General features: G+C 70.6%; 10 protein-coding genes and 3 pseudogenes. 5 read left to right on the plus strand and 8 right to left on the minus strand.

Annotation, left to right across the window (positions count from 1 at the left end):
- Nucleotides 1-636 precede the first annotated feature (636 nt).
- Nucleotides 637-1,356 carry a L,D-transpeptidase gene (locus E0500_RS10090; protein ID WP_131569331.1) on the plus strand — a complete coding sequence of 240 codons (720 nt, stop codon included), beginning with the start codon at nt 637-639 and terminating at the stop codon, nt 1,354-1,356.
- Nucleotides 1,357-1,413: 57 nt separating this feature from the next.
- Here the strand turns inward: E0500_RS10090 and E0500_RS10095 are convergent, their stop codons facing one another.
- The gene (locus tag E0500_RS10095) at nt 1,414-4,797 is read right to left on the minus strand and encodes a glycoside hydrolase family 78 protein (RefSeq protein ID WP_309505011.1); all 3,384 of its coding nucleotides are present in this window, start codon (nt 4,795-4,797) and stop codon (nt 1,414-1,416) included.
- Nucleotides 4,798-5,208: 411 nt separating this feature from the next.
- Here E0500_RS10095 and E0500_RS10100 point away from each other — a divergent pair, with 411 nt between their 5' ends.
- Nucleotides 5,209-6,186, plus strand: a complete 978-nt coding sequence (locus E0500_RS10100; RefSeq protein ID WP_131569333.1) for a TDT family transporter — start codon at nt 5,209-5,211, stop codon at nt 6,184-6,186.
- A gap of 139 nt (nt 6,187-6,325) precedes the next feature.
- On the opposite strand, the pseudogene E0500_RS10105 reads toward E0500_RS10100, so the two are convergent.
- The 3 genes and pseudogenes from E0500_RS10105 to E0500_RS10115 form a co-directional block, all read right to left on the minus strand.
- Nucleotides 6,326-6,415 (minus strand): annotated as a pseudogene (locus E0500_RS10105) (IS5/IS1182 family transposase); the annotation flags it as partial.
- Between the two features lie 17 nt (nt 6,416-6,432).
- Nucleotides 6,433-6,981, minus strand: coding sequence for a hypothetical protein (locus E0500_RS10110; protein ID WP_131569335.1), 549 nt, complete (start codon nt 6,979-6,981; stop codon nt 6,433-6,435).
- Between the two features lie 42 nt (nt 6,982-7,023).
- Complete coding sequence (locus E0500_RS10115) at nt 7,024-7,539, minus strand: NUDIX hydrolase (RefSeq protein WP_131569337.1); 516 nt, start codon at nt 7,537-7,539, stop codon at nt 7,024-7,026.
- A 58-nt stretch (nt 7,540-7,597) separates the two neighbouring features.
- On the opposite strand from E0500_RS10115, the pseudogene E0500_RS10120 reads away from it, so the two are divergent.
- Nucleotides 7,598-8,197 (plus strand): annotated as a pseudogene (locus tag E0500_RS10120) (IS200/IS605 family accessory protein TnpB-related protein); the annotation flags it as partial.
- Between the two features lie 282 nt (nt 8,198-8,479).
- Here the strand turns inward: E0500_RS10120 and E0500_RS10125 are convergent.
- Together E0500_RS10125 and E0500_RS10130 are read right to left on the minus strand one after the other, a co-directional pair.
- Nucleotides 8,480-11,143 (minus strand): SpoIIE family protein phosphatase, encoded by a 2,664-nt coding sequence (locus tag E0500_RS10125; protein WP_131569339.1) that lies wholly within the window; start codon nt 11,141-11,143, stop codon nt 8,480-8,482.
- Nucleotides 11,144-11,291: 148 nt separating this feature from the next.
- On the minus strand, nt 11,292-11,906 hold the full coding sequence (locus E0500_RS10130) for a MerR family transcriptional regulator (protein WP_399118897.1): 615 nt from the start codon (nt 11,904-11,906) through the stop codon (nt 11,292-11,294).
- Nucleotides 11,907-12,162: 256 nt separating this feature from the next.
- On the opposite strand from E0500_RS10130, the gene E0500_RS10135 reads away from it, so the two are divergent.
- Complete coding sequence (locus E0500_RS10135) at nt 12,163-13,080, plus strand: hypothetical protein (RefSeq protein ID WP_131569345.1); 918 nt, start codon at nt 12,163-12,165, stop codon at nt 13,078-13,080.
- Nucleotides 13,077-13,502 (plus strand): annotated as a pseudogene (locus E0500_RS10140) (ABA4-like family protein); the annotation flags it as partial. The gene E0500_RS10135 and the pseudogene E0500_RS10140, both read left to right, overlap by 4 nt.
- 5 nt (nt 13,503-13,507) lie before the next feature.
- Here the strand turns inward: E0500_RS10140 and E0500_RS44910 are convergent.
- Nucleotides 13,508-14,902 (minus strand): PQQ-binding-like beta-propeller repeat protein, encoded by a 1,395-nt coding sequence (locus E0500_RS44910; protein ID WP_181586935.1) that lies wholly within the window; start codon nt 14,900-14,902, stop codon nt 13,508-13,510.
- The gene (locus E0500_RS44915; protein WP_181586936.1) at nt 14,902-15,804 is read right to left on the minus strand and encodes a serine/threonine-protein kinase; all 903 of its coding nucleotides are present in this window, start codon (nt 15,802-15,804) and stop codon (nt 14,902-14,904) included. The genes E0500_RS44910 and E0500_RS44915 overlap by 1 nt, the downstream gene beginning before the upstream one ends.
- Nucleotides 15,805-16,340 lie beyond the last annotated feature (536 nt).

Consider the following 16,340-nt stretch of genomic DNA (forward strand, 5'->3'; position numbering starts at 1 on the left):
CCGCCAAGCGGCCGACCGCAGCAGGCGCCCAGCCTGCTCCTGGGCCATACGCACGATCCGGTCATTGACACGGATACCCTCGGGCGGGCTGGTCGTCCAGCCCAGCCGTCTCAGCGCCATCCACGCCTGTGACGGCAGCGCGCTGCCCCCGGCGTCCACGCCCGAGGCCAGCAGGCCCACGTCAGCCGCGTTCCAGTGCGCGGCCAGCAGCGCAGCGGCCATGCTGGACACCAGATCCGCAGCCCAGCCCACCCGCTCGGCCAGCACAGTGGCCGCCAGCACCTCGCCCGTCTTCTCCACCACGCCCGTCCGCAGCAGGCCGCGGACACAAGCGGTGCGGGCCGTCTCCCCCTCGCCGAGGGCAAGCCTCCGGCTCACCCGTGCCCCCTCCCCTTCAGCCGTGGTGCTGTCATCCGATCAACGACACGACTGCGGAAAGGTCACGCATTCGATCCACGCACTCACATACGATCGACAGACGACACGTCACTGCACGTCACTACGGATCTCTGAGGGAAAGTGTGAGCCTCCGAGGCCGGTGCGACGGAACGCGAGGCTGTTCAGTGGGCGGGCGGTTGTCAGCGAGGCGTCTTACGGGGGACGAGGCCGACCGGCCGGTCCGGAGGGGGAGCGGCCGTGTCCGATGAACTCTCCACGCGGCTAAGGGAGTTGGCCGCCTCTCAGTCGATCGCGCCGACTGTCAGCGGGGCCGGGATTCGCAGCCGGGCGGTGCGCCGGGGGCGCCGTCGCCGCGCCGCCGCGGCGCTCGGTACGGGGGCCGTGGCCCTCGCTGTGGTCGCCTTCACGCTGACGCTGGACCTCGGCGCGGACCCGGACCACCCCGATCGGCGCCGTATCCCGGCGGCGACCCTGTCCGCCCCGCCGTCCGCGGCCACCGCGGTGCCCGTCACCGGCACGGTCCATCTGCGCGGACGCACCCTCACGGTCGGCGACCGTGTCATGCCGATCTCCTCGGGGGCCGTCGGCACGCCCACCCCCACGGGTCTGATGAGGGTGGTCGCCACGTACGACATGAGAGAGATGGCCGTCGACGTGTCTCCCGAAGGCCGCTCCGCGGTGAAGGTCCTGTACGTGGTCGAACTGCGCGACACGGAGGACGAACCGGTCTACGTCGGCGCCCTACCCGACGACCTGAAAGCTCTCGGCACCTACGACGTCACGGACGGCTGGATCGGCCTCGGCGCCGACGACGCCGAGTGGTTCTCCACCCGGATCCGCCCCGGCGACCACATCTCGGTGATCAGCACCACGCCACCGACCGCCACGTTACCGACCGCCTCACCGGCGACTGCCTCACCGGTGACTGCCTTGCCGCCGGGCGCCACGACTCCCTAGGGGGCGCCCCCGGAGTGGCCGCGCGGGCGGCACCGCCCGCGCGGCCCTCGGGCCCGGTCACGCAGGGCCGGTGAAGTCCCACTTCCCGTGCCCGACCCGGAAGACCACGAACGCGGGGTCGCTGCGCAGGAACTCCGCGCCCTCAGGCGCGCTCACCCGGGCGCGCGTCTCGCCTGGTACGTGCACCTCGGCCGTCGAGCCCACCGGCACCCGCACCGACAGCCGCACCTCCCGGTCCAGCCGTGACCAGGACACGGCGGCCTCGCCGCGCACCGTACGGATCGACGTACGCGCCCAGTTCACTCCCGTACGGGCGTCGGGCCGTACCGAGAAGGTGCGGTAGCCGGCGTCCCCGGGGCGCAGCCCTGCCACGTTCTCGTACAGCCACTGCGCGACCGTGCCCATGAAATAGTGGTCGCGGGAGCGGGAGTCCAGCTCCCACATCTCCCACATGGTGTCGGCGCCGTTCGCGTGCCAGTACCCCCAGCCCGGATAGGTGCGCTGGGTCGCGACGGCGTGGGCCACGTCCGGGCGGTCGTGGGCGGACAGCACCTTCAGCAGCACGCTCGTGCCCAGACAGCCGGTGTTCAGGTGGTTGCCGCGCGCCTCGATGTCCGCCACGAGGCTGTCCACCACCGAGGCGCGGGCGCCGGGCGGCACCAGGCCGAAGGCCAGGGGGATCGCGTTGGAGGTCTGCCGGTAGCCGGGGTCCTTCGCCGTGCGGTAGTGGCCCTCCGGGCCGAGGAACGCCTCGTTGAACGCGGACTTCAGGTTCTCGGCCGCCTCCCGGTACCGCTTCACGACCGCGCCCTCGTCCAGCAGTTCGCCCAGCTCGGCGGTGTGCAGCAGCGCCCGGTACAGGTACGCGGTCGCGGTCAGCCGGGTGTCCTCCGGAGGGATGCCGCCGCCGTAGCCGGGCGGCAGCCAGTCGCCGAGCGCCGTGACCGCCAGCCCGTCCCGCAGCCGGGCGAGCTCCCAGTCCAGGTACCGGGTCAGCGTCGTCCAGTGCTCGCGGGCGGCGCGCTCGTCCCCGTACACCCGGTACAGCTCACGCACGACGAACGGGTACACGGTCGTCCACTCGGGGGCGGGGGCCAGCTCCCGGTAGCCCCAGCCGCCGCTCGGCACGATCACCGGCACCTGCCCCTCGCCGCTCTGGCTGTCCGCCAGATCGCCCAGCCACTTGGACAGGAAGCGGTGCATCCCGAACGCGTACGCCATCGTCGGCGTGCCGACCTGGGCGTCGCCGGTCCAGCCGTTCTTCTCGTACATGGGGGTGTCGGTCGGGATGCCGTGCAGGTTGTTGAGGACCGTACGGCGCATGGCACGGTCCAGCCACTCGTAGAACGGCTCCGAGCAGCCGAAGGAACTGACCTCCTCGACCCGGGTGTGCACCAGCCGCCCCAGCACCTGCTCCGGGGACGGACGCCCGGGCAGGCCGTGGACCTCGACGTAACGGAAACCCTTGTACGAGAACTTCGGCTCCCAGACCTCACGCGCGCCGCCCGCGCAGATGTATTCGTCGGTCTGGAAGCGGCCGGGGACATGGCCGGTCTCGGCGAGCACACTTCCGTCTGCCTTCAGCCGCTCGCCATGGACGAGACGCACGACCGTGCCCGCGTCGGCGCCCTGGACGGTGAGGCGGGTCCAGCCCGCCATGGTGCGGCCCATGTCCGCCACGTACACCCCGGGGCGCAGCTCGGAGATCTCCGTCGGCCGTACCGTCTCGATGACCTCGATCGGCTCGTGCGGCTGCGCCCTGAGGGCGCCCCGCGGGGCCTCCTGCACGCCCGCCGCCCGCCAGCCGCCGTCGTCGAAGCCGGGGCTGGTCCAGCCGTCCGGGGCGCGGCGCGCGTCGTACGTCTCGCCCGCGTAGAGGGAGTTGGACAGGGTCGGGCCCTCGGTGATCCGCCACTCGCCGTCCGAGGCGACGGTGGTGCGGGAGCCGTCCGGGTGGTCGATCTCCAGCTGGGCCAGCAGCCGGGGTTCGCCGTGCCACGGCGGGCGGTGCCAGTTCCAGACGTTGGGGGTGATCATGCCGAAGAAGCCGCGGCCGAGGGTGACGCCGATGGCGTTGTCGCCGCGCCGGATCAGCTCGGTGACGTCGTGTACGGCGTACAGCACCGTCTCGTCGTAGTCCGTGAAGCCGGGGTCGAGTACCTGGCGGCCGACTCTTCGGCCGTTGATCTCGGCCTCGTAGTAGGCGAGGCCGCTGACGTGGAGACGGGCCCGGGAGACCGGCCGCCGCACGGTGAAGGCGCGGCGCAGCAGCGGCGCGGGCTGCTCCGGCACGGCGACGCTCACATCACTGCCCCAGGGGCCCTGCCCGTACGGGGCGAGCACGGCGGCCCGGTCCCAGGCCGCGTCGTCGAACTCCGGGCGCTGCCAGCCGTCCGGGGGCTCGGTCGCGGAGACCCGCCAGTCGGGCCCGGTGACCAGTTCGTGCGGTCCTTCGCCTCCGCCGCCTCCGCTGCCCCCACCCGCTCCGTCGTCCTCCGTCTCGACGAGCAGCCGGACCAGCAGACCGGCTGGGTTCACGGAGGGGCCGGAGCGGTTGGTGGCACGGGCGGCGAGCACCACGGGGCGGCCGGCGGCGAGGACCTCTTCCACGACAGCGGTGACGTCGGCCGCGCGGCCGGTGCGCCAGCCGTCCTGCTGCTCCGGCGCCTCAAGCACCTCCCGGCCGTCCAGGTGGAGGGTGAAGTCGTCGTCGGCGGTGGCGACGACGGTGGCCCGCCGCACCCGGGTGCCGTCGGGCAGCCGCAGCTCCGCCCGGAACCAGCGCGGCCCCACGGGGGCGTCGGAGGACGTGGCGTCCGGCGACCAGATCCACGAGGCCCCGGAGAGGGAGGGCGGCTGCGGGGACGGGTCGGCGCCGATCCAGCGGGCCTGCCACTGGGCTTCCGACAACGTTGTCTCCCACCAGCGGACCTCGCTCCAGCGGGAGGCCCGCCCGGCGCCGTCCCAGACCCGTACCCGCCAGTGGTAGCGGGTGCGGGGGCGCAGCGCGGGCCCCTCGTAGGGGACGCCCACGCTGCGGTCGGACGCCACCTTCCCCGAGTCCCAGACCTGCCCGGCCGCCGCCCCGTTGCCGCCCGTCAGCTCCCCGGGAGTGAGGGCGACCTGGACCTGGTACGCGCTCTGCCGGGCGCCGTGCCCCGGAGCGGACAGCTCCCAGCTGAGGCGGGGGTGCTCGACGTCGGTACCGAGGACCCGCTCGGCGTACTCGACGGTGGTGCGCTCGATGCGGAGTGCTCCGGTGCGATCGTCCTGCGGACCCCGCGCCGGTGTTCCCGCGGTGGCCGCCGCCGGGCCGGCGGACAGCGCGGTGAACCCGGCACCCGCGCCCGCCGTCGTGCCTTTCAGGAAGAGTCTCCGGTTCCAGAACTGGCCCATGCGTTCCTCGCTCGCTGTGTCGCCGCGGACAACGAAACCGTGCACGAAAACGATTGAAACGATTCAAACCTTGTCTTGCCGGGAGATGCTATGTACGGGAGTCCCGCCCCAACAAGGTGTGTGACAGCGGTTGTTCGGGTGAGCGATGGGGAACGTGAGGGCGGGCGGCCCGCCCCAGTACTGCAACGGACCGGCTGGCTGGCGGGCGTTGGGCAACTCCCGTCTGTTTGAAACGCAGACAGGGCTCACGCAACCGCTCCAGCGGAAGAGGGTTCATCAGTTCGTCAGCCTTGCGTCGCGTTGCGGGGCGGCTGGGCCTCGCGCAAGATCTAAAAATCCGGAACATCCGCTTGGTCCGACCCGTGATGTGGGTCGCGGGCGTGTGTGTGGAAAGCCGACACGGCCCGACGATGCGCTTGCGGTGGGCTCACCGGCCAAATCTGGAAGGAGTTGGCGGTGGCCGTGCAGCGCATCCCGCTCAACGTCTTCAGCATGGCCTTCGGCCTGGCTGGTCTCGGCGGCACCTGGGTGACCGCTGGTCAGGCCGGGCACGTTCCGGTGGCCGTCGGAAGAGCCCTGATCGGACTGGCAGCTGTCGTGTGGCTGGTATCGGTGGGGTGGTATCTGCGCTACGTGTGCGGCGGCAGGGGGAGGCTCCGGGCCGACCTGGAAGATCCCGTGGCCAGTCCGTTCGCCTCCCTGGCGCTGATCGCCCCGATGCTGATGGCGTCCCTGGGGCTGGCGCCGTACTCCCCGACGGCGGGGAGGATCCTGGTGGACGTCTTTCTCGTGCTGACCGTCTTGTTCGGCGGGTGGCTCACCGGACAGTGGATCGTCGGGCACGTGGAACTGGACCAGATGCACCCCGGCTACTACCTGCCCGGGGTGGCCGGCGGCCTGGTTGCCTGCGCCAGCGCCGCGACGGTGGGACAGACCCTGCTGGCCGTGGTCATGTTCGGCTTCGGCGTGATCTCCTGGTTCATCCTCGGTTCGGTGGTCACGGGAAGGCTGCTCCACCGTCCGCGGTTGCCCGCGCCGCTCCTGCCGACGATGGCGATCGAGGTGGCCCCGCCCGCCATCGCCAGCGTCGCCGTCTTCGCACTCGACAAGGGCCGGGTGGACTTCATCGCGGCCGTGCTGGCCGGATACGGACTGCTGATGGTCATCGTCCAGCTCCGGCTGCTCCCCCTCTACGCGCGCCTGCGGTTCACGGTCGCCACGTGGGCCTTCACCTTCTCCTGGGCCGTGGTGGCCACCACCACGCTGCACTGGATCGATGCCGCTAAACCGGCGGGCCACGCCGTCTACACCTACCTCGTCCTCGGGGCCGTCACCGTCCTCATCGGTGGCATCGCGGCCCGGACCGTCCTGGCCCTGGCCCGTGGCGAACTGCTTCGGCCCGCGTCGCCCGCCTCTGACGCCAACAGCTCTTGAACGTCCCGCGGAGACGCAGGGCCCGCTCCGCAGCCGTCAGCCCTCCGCCACACCTGGATACCTCATTCCTCCGGCATGCGACCCACGACAGCCGTCACGCCCCCACGTAACCCAACACCCTTGAAGATCTCCAGGGCCTGGCCAGCGGATCTTGTGACGTCAGGCCGTCCCTGGAGCGTCCGAGTCCTTCATCGGGGCGGTGCTGTTGGGGTGTGCGTCTTTGCTTAGGCCGTGATCAGCCAGTGCTCAGCAAAGTGACCACGCCTCTCTCGGAAGCCAGTAGGACAGGTCGTCCATGGCTTCGAGCGGTACGAACACCGGTCGAGTGAGCAGGCGGTCGCCGGCTCGCTGCACATCGATCACGACCCCCAATGATTCTGACCCGGGTACGCCTGCGTCCATGTAGGTGAGCTCGGCATGGGGCTCGCGAGCCTCAGCTCGGTGGATCATCCACTGCTCAAGCGTCGAGGGAACTCTCCCTACCAGTGGCATGCCGTCTGCAACGACCTGAGGCCCGTGCAGCGCGTCGACGACAATGGCTGCCAGCCGTTCTTCCCGGTAGTGCAGCTTCAGGCCGAACTTCGGGTAACTGCTCTCCACGACCGTGGAGACGGCGTCGAACGCGGATTGGTGCCGTGTGTGCTGCTGGGATTCCGTCGTGATGCCGCTCAGCGCTATCGACACCTCATCGGGGCCTGCGCCGAAATGTAGCGGCCCCACGGCCATGAACGGATCCAGCGACCACTGCTGGCGCTCGTTGTCCGGCAACACGTCCCACCAGTTGACCATGGCCATGAAGAGTACGGCAGCCACAAGAACACCGGGCTGGACAGGCCCTTAGTCCGGGAGTGCCTGCCCGTCGTGCAGATACACCGTCTGCCCCTCCCACAGTGCCCGCACCGCCTCCGTCAGCCGCCGCCGCATCCGGTCCTGCAGCAGCCCTCCCGCCTCGGCGAGATCCACGAATCGCGCTTCCGAAAGCTCCTCGTCGTGAGGCTTCAGCTTCCCCTCCACGTCGATGGTGCCGCCGTTGAAGATGAACGCGATCTGGTCATCCCATGGCCCATGCGGCGCCACCCAGTCGACGACCAGAAACCCGCGCACGACGACGTCCAGGCCCAGCTCCTCCCGCAGCTCCCGCACCGCCGTCTCCTCCGGCGGCTCGTTCGCCTCGGCCATACCGCCGGGAAGATCCCAACCGGGCTTGTAGGTCGGGTTCACCAACAGCACCCGCCCCGACGAGTCGCGGAGCAGCACGTCCGCCGCCACGCGCTTACGGGCCTGCTTGGCGTTGCCCTCGGCAAGGTAGGCATTCCAGGCGTCGGGGTCGGCGGGAGTGGGCGGCGGCTTCATTGGCGAGTGCCTCCCGATGACGGGATCAGATCTGCGAGCAGGAGCATTCTGGAGCGGCGTCCGCCTGCTGCACTGGGCCAAACGCCACAGCCTCGCGATTGCGATCGAGGACCTCGACTTCACCGCGGAGAAGACCCGGGAGAAGCACGGCCGCCGCAAGCGGTTCCGCAAGCTGATCTCCGGCATGCCCGTCAGCAGGCTGCGGGCCCGGCTCGTCAGCATGGCGGCCGAACTTGGCATCACCATTGTCGCCGTTGATCCGGCCTACACCAGCAAGTGGGGCGCCCAGCACTGGCACAAGCCCCTCACCACCAAGAACCGCACCACCACTCGCCACGACGTTGCTGCCGTGGCGATCGGCAGGCGCGCCCTGGGACACCCGGTCCGGCTGGGGGTACCTCCCAGGCCCTTAAGGCACTGGGGGAGGACGGCACCGCCCCCTGCTCACCGGAGTGATGAGCAGGGGCATCGGACCGTCCAGGCCGAACCGATGGCCCCGGGGCGTGAGGAACCCCGCCCCCGCATTCCCGGACCACGGACACGATCCGTGCGCCCCGGACGCGGAGCGAACGTGGGGAACCAGGACGTCCAACACCGTTCGGGGCGTCCGGCTGAGCATGAGTTCTGGCAACAGGACTCAATCCCGCTCAGTCTTTAGGAACGGTCCGACCAGGACTCGCAGTGACGCACATGGCCGAGACCGACAGGCCCAGCGTCCCTACCTCACCCCTTGCATGTATGGCGGCGCTGGCGCTCAGTAGGCCGATACTCAGGAACACCTTGCAGGAGAACATACGCACTCTGGGTTACTCCCCCATGCCTTAAAGGGCGTGGGAGGTGCCACAGCCGCGCGGCGCCCATCACGCCCCTCGGGCGGACGGCGGGAGTTTGACGACACGACCCGACGACAGGACGTCACGGCCGGTGAGTCACTTCAGAGTCACTTCTCGTCCGAGAGCTGCTGTTCGGTCCAGATGACCTTGCCGCCCGAGGTGTAGCGGGTGCCCCAGCGATCGGCGAACTGGGCGACCAGGAAGAGCCCGCGGCCGCCTTCGTCCATGGTGGCGGCCCGGCGCAGGTGCGGGGACACACTGCTGCCGTCGGACACTTCGCAGATCAGGCTGCGGTCGCGGATCAGGCGCACACGGATGGGGCCGCTCGCGTGCCGGATGGCGTTGGTGACCAGCTCGCTGAGGACCAGCTCCAGGGTGAACGCCTCCTCCTCCATGCCCCAGTCCTGGAGGAGCTGAGCGGCGGCGGCACGGACACCGGCGACCGCCGAGGGGTCGGCCGGTACGTCCCAGGACGCGGTGCGGTCGCCGTTGAGCAGCCGGGTGCCGGCGACGATCAGGGCCACGTCGTCGCGCGGCGCCGTGGGCAGCATGGCGTCGATCGCCGCCTGGCACATCTGGTCCGGCGTTCGTCCGGCGTGCGCGACGGCGTGGCGCAGGCGCTCGATGCCTTCGTCGATGTCACGCTGCCGGTCCTCGACCAGACCGTCGGTGTAGAGCACGATGCTGCTGCCCTCGGGCAGAAGTACCTCGGTCTTCTCGTAGGGCAGTCCGCCCAGCCCCAGCGGGGGGCCGGCCGGCACTCCGGGCAGCTCCGCGTCGCCGTCCGGGTGCACGATGATCGGTTCCAGATGCCCCGCTCTGGCCATGGTGCACAGACGCGAGACCGGGTCGTAGATCGCGTACAGGCAGGTGGCGCCCGTGAGCATGGGTGCTTCGCCGTTGCCGTCGCGGTCCTGGTCGATGCGGGTGACGAGCTCGTCCAGATGCCAGAGGAGTTCGTCGGGCGGCAGGTCGAGGGTGGAGAGGTTGTGGACGGCGGTGCGCAGCTGTCCCATGCTGGCGGCGGCGTGCAGTCCGTGCCCCACGACGTCGCCCACGACGATGGCGACGCGGGCGCCGGGCAGCGGAATGACGTCGAACCAGTCGCCGCCGACACCGCCGAGGCCTGCCTCCGCCGGAAGGTAGCGGTGGGCCACGTCGACCGCGCTCTGCTTGGGGAGCTCGTGCGGCAGCAGGCTGCGCTGCAGCGTGACCGCCATGGTGCGCTCCCGGGTGAAGCGGCGGGCGTTGTCGATGCTCACCGCCGCGCGGGCGACGAGCTCTTCCGCGAGCGAGATCTCTTCCTGGGCGAAGGGTGCGGACTTCGAACGCCAGAAGGTCACCACGCCGAGAATGACCCCGCGGGCCCGCAACGGAACGGCGATCATGGAGTGGAGGCCGTAGGCCACCAGCTTGCGAGATCCGTCGGGATCCTGCTCCTGCCAGCCGGAAAAGGACGCCATGTCGGCCTCCAGCGTGACCTTCCCGGTACTGAGGCTGGAGGCCTGTGGTGTGGAGGGGGCGAACTGCACGAGTTCACCCGGCGGGTAGAGCGGTGTGTCCTTCCGGATGCCGTGCAGTGCGACGCGACGGAGTTCCTTCGCGCTCGGCTGGTTCGGTTCCTCGCCGAGCAGTACGGCATCCGTCATGTCGACGGTCACGTAGTCGGCGAACCTGGGCACGGCGAACTCCGCCAGCTCCTGAGCCGTGTGTGTCACGTCGAGGGTGGTGCCGATGCGCAGGCCGGCGTCGTACAGCAGCTTGAGCCGTTCCTGGACCACCTCCACCCGGCCCATCAGCGCGCTGAGCTCGGTGGTGTCGCGCAGCGTGGCGACCCAGCCTCCCAGGCCGGGCTGCTGGGTCATGGGGCGTCGGCTGACGGCCAGCAGACGGTCCCCGACCTTGATCACCTCGTCCGTGATCGCTCTGCCCGACACGAGCAGCTGTTCGGCCTCCCGTTCGAGCCCCAGTGCCGTGACGGGCCGTCCTTCCCCGTCCGCGCTCAGGCTGAGCAGGCGCCGTGCCTCGTCGTTGGCCAGGAGCAGGTTCCCCTGGGCGTCGACGATGAGGACGCCTTCCCGTACGGCGTGCAGCACCGCGTCGTGGTGCTCGTACATGCGGGTCATCTGGGCGGGGCCGAGGCCGTGCGTCTGACGGAGCAGGCGCTTGCTGATCAGCGCCGCCCCCGCGGTGGCCGCTCCGAGCACCAGTCCGGTGGCCACGAGAATGAGCGGCACCTGTCGCTCGGCCGCCAGGCTCACCCGCTTGACGGCGATGCCCGCGCCGACCAGCCCGATGACCTTCCCGTCCGATGCTGTGACGGGAACCACGGTGCGGACCGACGGGCCCAGCGTTCCGACCGTCGTTTCGGTGACGGTTCGGCCCTGCTGGGCTGCCGCGATGCTGCCGATGTACTGCTTGCCGATCTCGGAGGGGGTCGGATGGGTGTAGCGGACTCCTGTGGGACTCATCACCACGACGAAGTCCACGTTGGAGCGTTTGCGGGTCTGTTCGGCCTGCTGCTGGAGCATGGCGGTCGGGTTCTTGCCGGCCAGGGCCTGCTGCACGTTGGGGGATGCCGCGACGGCCTCGGCGACGGCCAGTGAACGGTTGCGGGCCTCGTTGTCGGCGTCGGCCTGGGACTGCAGCAGCAGGGCAGAGAACGCCGCTGCTGCAAGAATCAGCACGACGATGACCTGGAGGGCGAAGACCTGGCCGGCGACTGTGCGCAGCCGGTACCCGAACCGCAAGCGCCCTATCCGATGATGCATACCCCCATATAACACTGCCTATGTGCCAAATTGCCCCTGTGGTGACGAGATGCCTCGCTCTCGGTGCGCTGTGTGACCGCGTGGGGGCCGGGTGTGGCGCCGGGTGTGGGTCCGGCGGCCCTGCCGCGAGAAGGGCCCCGAGGCCGGCTCACTTCGTCTTCCGCTCCCGCGGCCCGTCCGTGCCGTACAGCTTCGCCGAGGCGTCGACATGGGCCAGCCGTCGCAGCGAGCTGAACACCGCCTCACCCAGAACGGTCCCGATCACCACGCCCTCCACCATGTCCTCCACCGCCACCTGCCGGTCCACATAGGCGAGGTCGGCGCGGGCCACCTCCTCGGCGGCGTCGGCGTAGTCGTCGAGCACCTCGACGAACGCTCCGTGGCCCAGCCTGGCCATGGCGGCGAGGGCCCTGGACAGATCGGCGGCTGCGGGGCTCGACTCGTACGGCTGCCAGCCGCGCCGGGAGATGAGGTCGGTGACGGCGGCTCGGGCGGCCACCTCCTCGGGGTCGTCCTGCTCGGTGTTCGCGCCTCCGAGGAGGTCCGCCGCGGCGCCGAGCACTTTGTGCAGTGGGCGCTCCCGGTCGTCGATGGCCGCCAGTACGTCCGCGATATCGGCCACCTTCATGCCGCCCACATCGAGCAGGGCGCGGATCAGCCGCAGCCGGCGCTCGTGCGCCTCGCCGTAGCTCGCCTGGTTCGGGCTGGTCAGCTCGCCCGGAGGCATCAGGCCCTCACGGACGTAGTACTTGATCGTCGGCACCGACACCCCGGTCCTCCGGCTCAACTCGCCAATGCGCACTTCCGGCTCACTCCTCGGTCCTCGCCCTGCTCGCCGAGCCGGCCCTTGCCAGCCCGCCACCCATCATAGATAGTGGAGCTATCGGATAGCGGATAGTGCCGCTATCTATTCAGTTTCTGTGGGGGTAGGCATGGCGTCCTTTCGTTCGTCCGCGGCTCGTTCGTCCGCGGCGCCCTGGCGGTCCTGGCATCGGCCGCTGGTGCTGTTCTCGGCGGCGATGGCGGTGATGGCCGTGGTGTCCGCGGTGGGAATCGTCGTCGACGACCGTGTGCTGGTGGGCGCGCCGATCTGGACCAAGCCGTTCAAGTTCGCGGTCTCGTTCGTGCCGTACTGCCTGTCCCTGGCCTGGATGCTGTCGCTGCTCCCCAAGGGCCGACGCGTGGGCCGGCGGGCGGGGAACGTCGTCGTGCTGGCGAGCATCGTCGAGATGGCGATCATCACCGGACAGGTCATCCGCGGGAAGCGCAGCCACTTCAACCACGAGACGCCCTTCGACGAGGCGCTGTTCAACGTGATGGCCGTCACGGTCGTCATCCTGTGGGCGGGCACGCTCGTCATCGCCGTGCTGCTGATCCGCGCCCGGATCGCCGACCGCGCGACCGCCTGGGCGATACGTTCCGGCATCGTCCTGGCGCTGTCCGGAGCCGCTGTCGGCTTCCTGATGACCCAGCCCGCGCCCGGGCAGCAGCGCGGCGTCTCCAAGGTGGTCGGCGCGCACAGCGTGGGCGTGCCGGACGGCGGCCCCTCGATGCCGCTGACCGGCTGGTCCACGACCGGCGGCGATCTACGGATCCCGCACTTCTTCGGCATGCACGCGCTGCAGTTCCTGCCGCTGGTGGTCATGCTGCTGACCGTCCTCGCACCGCGTTTCGCCCGCCTCGCCGACGACCGGGTCCGGCTGCGCCTGGTGGTGCTCGCCTCGGGGGCGTACGCCGCCGCCTTCGCTCTGGTCCTCTGGCAGGCGTTGCGAGGCCAGCCGCTGATCCACCCGGACGGAGTGACGCTGGGGGCGGCCGGCGTGATCCTGCTGGCCGTCGCGCTCGGGACGTACGGGTCTTTGCGGGCCGGGACGCCCTCGTCCCGCACGGCAACGCGCCCTGAAGGCGCCCCCGCCGCGAAAGGACTCACGTCGTGACCGGGTTCCTCTTCGAGCTCTCCTTCTGGCTGGCGGCACCCGTCTGGCTGCTCATGATCTTCGCGCCGGGGTGGGGCCCCACCGTCCGCCTCGCCGGGTCGCCGTGGACCGTGGTACCCGTACTGCTGGTCTACGTCGCGCTCGCGGTCCCTGTGCTCCCCGAGCTCTGGACCGCGGTCAGCAGCCCGGACCTCGACACCTTCCGCGACCTGACGGCACTCGCGGACGGCGCGGGAGCCGTCTGGGCGCAGGTCATCGCCTGGGATCTCCTGATCGGGCAGTGGATGTACCGGGAGGGCAGGCGGCTCGGGATCTCCGCCCTGGTGATGGGGCCGCTGCTGATCTTCACGATCCTGCTGTCACCGTTCGGACTGCTGGTGTTCCTGGGGCTGCGCGCGGTCAGGTCGCGGCGGGCCACAACGGCCAGTCAGCCGCCGGTGGCCGACGCCGACGCCGACGGAGTTGTGGGGCGGTCCGGGCGTACGGAGAAGACCGTGTCGCCCGCCACCGCCACGATCGCGTCCTTGACGAGCCGCAGGCTCGGCGTGTTGTCGCCCGAGGAGTCCCCCAGGTCGTCCATCGAGGACGTGCGCCACCGCTCCGCTCCCGTGCCCCGGTCCAGCGCCAGCAGGCGGCCGTAACGGTTGGCGAAGTAGAGGTCGCCGTATGTCGCGGAGAGCACCGGTACGGACAGGCCCTCCAGCTCCGTCGGCCTGCGCCACAGCTGCTTGCCGGAGGCCGCCGACACGGCGGTGACCACTCCGTCCTGCCGTACGACGTAGACGGCGCCGTCCGCGAGGGTGGCGGCGCCGCGCGGCGGCCGGGCCAGCGGCATCTTCTTGACGGCGCCGCTGTCCGGGTTCACCCGCACCAGCGCCGCGTACGACCAGTCGCCCACGGACTGTGACACCTTGTTGGGGTCCTGCAGCACAGAGAACAGGAACTGTCCGCCGACGACACCGAGCGCCTCCGCCGTCGGCGGCAGCGTCGCCACATCGCTCCGGGTGCCGTCGGACGCGTCGAACCGCACCAGGGTCATCGGAACCCCGCCTGGATCCTCGCCCGACGAGCACAGGCCGTACGGGGCGTCGCCGAGCACCAGCGGTACGCAGGACTTTCCGCCCGGCGCCGACGCCGACGACCTCCACAGCTCCTCGCCCGACGGTGCGTAGGCCACGAACTGCGTCGTGGAGGCCGATATCGCCAGCACCCCACGGCTGAACACGTGCGCCTCCGCGTCGACGTCGCCGATGCGGCGGGCCCAGCGCTGTTTGCCGGTGCCGGCGTCCAGGGCCACCAGCCTGCGGACCCTGTTGCCGGCGGCCGCGTCGTCCGGCAGGGAGTAGGCGTAGACGAGTCCGCCCCGGACACCGACGGGCAGCACTTCCTGCGGATTGGTGCCGGACCGCCACAGGGTGCGGCCGGAGGCGGCGTCGACCTTGGTGACCGTGAAGCCCAGTCCGGCGCAGTACACGGCGTCCGTGCCCGGCAGGCACCCGGACTCCGCGTAGTGGATCGGGTCGATGTTGCCGGAGTCGCGGGTCAGGTCCGTCCGCCAGGGCTTCCAGCCGGCGGGCAGCGCCGCGGCGCGCGGGCCGGTGGAGGTGGGGGAGGAGTCCGTCGGGGCCTGCGAATCCGTGTCCGAGTCCGACACGAGGTACATCGTCGTGAGGCTCAGCCCGGTGACGGCCAGGGCCGCGGCGAGACTGACGAGGGTCCGCCGCCCTCGGCGTGCGCGGCCGGTGCCGGTGCTGGTGCCGGCTTCGGTTCCGGCACTGGTTCCGGTTCCGGCCGTCCCGCCCGTCCCGCCCGTCCCGCCCATCACCTGGGTGGGGCCACGGCGCCCGGTCGTCCGGGGCGAGGACGGGGATCCTGGCGGCGGGGTGCCGGGACGGCCGCGGCTTCGAGGGAGTCCGGCAGCGTCTGGAGCATGCGGTGCAGTTCGGCCGTGCCGGGCCGGGCGGCCGGGTCCTTGTCCAGGCACCGCTGGACGATGCTCAGGAGCGGCTCCCCGACTCCATCCAGGACCGGGGCTTCGTGCATGACCTGATAGCCCGTCATATAAGGGCTGTCGGCGTTGAACGGGCGGGTGCCGGTGGCCGCGTACACCAGCAGAGAGCCGAGTGAGAACACGTCCGAGGCCCCGGTGACGTCCCGTGGTGTGGCGAACTGTTCCGGGGACATGAAGGGCGGGGTGCCGATCAGCCGTCCGGTCACGGTGAGGGCCTGGTTGTCGGTGGCGCGTGAGATGCCGAAGTCGATGACCCGAGGCCCGTCCTCGGCCATCAGGACGTTGCTCGGCTTCAGGTCCCGGTGCACCAGGCCGGCTTGGTGGATGTCGCGCAGCGCCTCGACGAGCCCCAGCCCCAGGGTGCGCAAGTCCCGCCCGCCCAGCGGGCCATCCTTGGAAACCGTCTCCGACAGGGTGCGGCCGGGGACGTACAGCGTGGCCATCCACGGCTGTTCGGCGTCCGGATCGGCGTCCACGACGGGCGCGGTGAACGCCCCGCTCACCCGGCGGGCCGCGGCGACCTCCTGCCGGAAACGGACCCGGAACTCCTCGTCCCGTGCGTACGGCGCGTGGATGAGCTTGACCGCGACCTGGCGCCCCGACGCCGCGCGCGCGAGGTAGACGACCCCCATGCCACCGCTGCCGAGCCGGTCGATCAGCTCATAGCCGCCGATCGACCCTATGGACTCCGCATCCTTGGGGCTCAGCGACATCGCCGGTCACCTTTCGCAAATCCGTGCCTCGTAAGCCGGTTCAGGCCCGGTTCAGGTCAGTTCCGGTCATCAGGGTAAAGGTTGAAACCCGTAACCAGTGTGGCGGATGTTGCGTCCGCGGGGCACGAGTGGGCTCCGCACACCTCAGGACTGCCCGGCATGGTGGCCGCCGGGCAGCAGTCGGTCCAGGTAGTTGTTGAGGGCGGTCTCCAGGGCGGTCGGGGGAGGGCCCCCCGGGGGCCCTGACCGCGTCCAGCGCCGCATCGCCGCAGGGCCGGCCAGGACGGCTGTTCTACTGGGCGCACAGACCTACCGGACCCAGCACGCAGCTGTCAGGCCGATAGCCCGACGTCACCCACTCAAGTTCCGTTTGCTTCCCGGGAGATCTCGATTGCGGCCTCAGGGGCAAAACACCGTGGCGGACGCATCGTCGGTTTCCTTGCCGGAACTCAGGTCCTTTCCCGCTGCAGACACTGAACTCCCGCATGAAAGTGGGGGATTTATCGTTGCGCTCCAACTGACGAATCCCGTCTGGT

Origin of the sequence: Streptomyces sp. KM273126 (assembly GCF_004337435.2) — a bacterium.
GTDB classification, from domain to species: domain Bacteria; phylum Actinomycetota; class Actinomycetes; order Streptomycetales; family Streptomycetaceae; genus Streptomyces; species Streptomyces acidicola.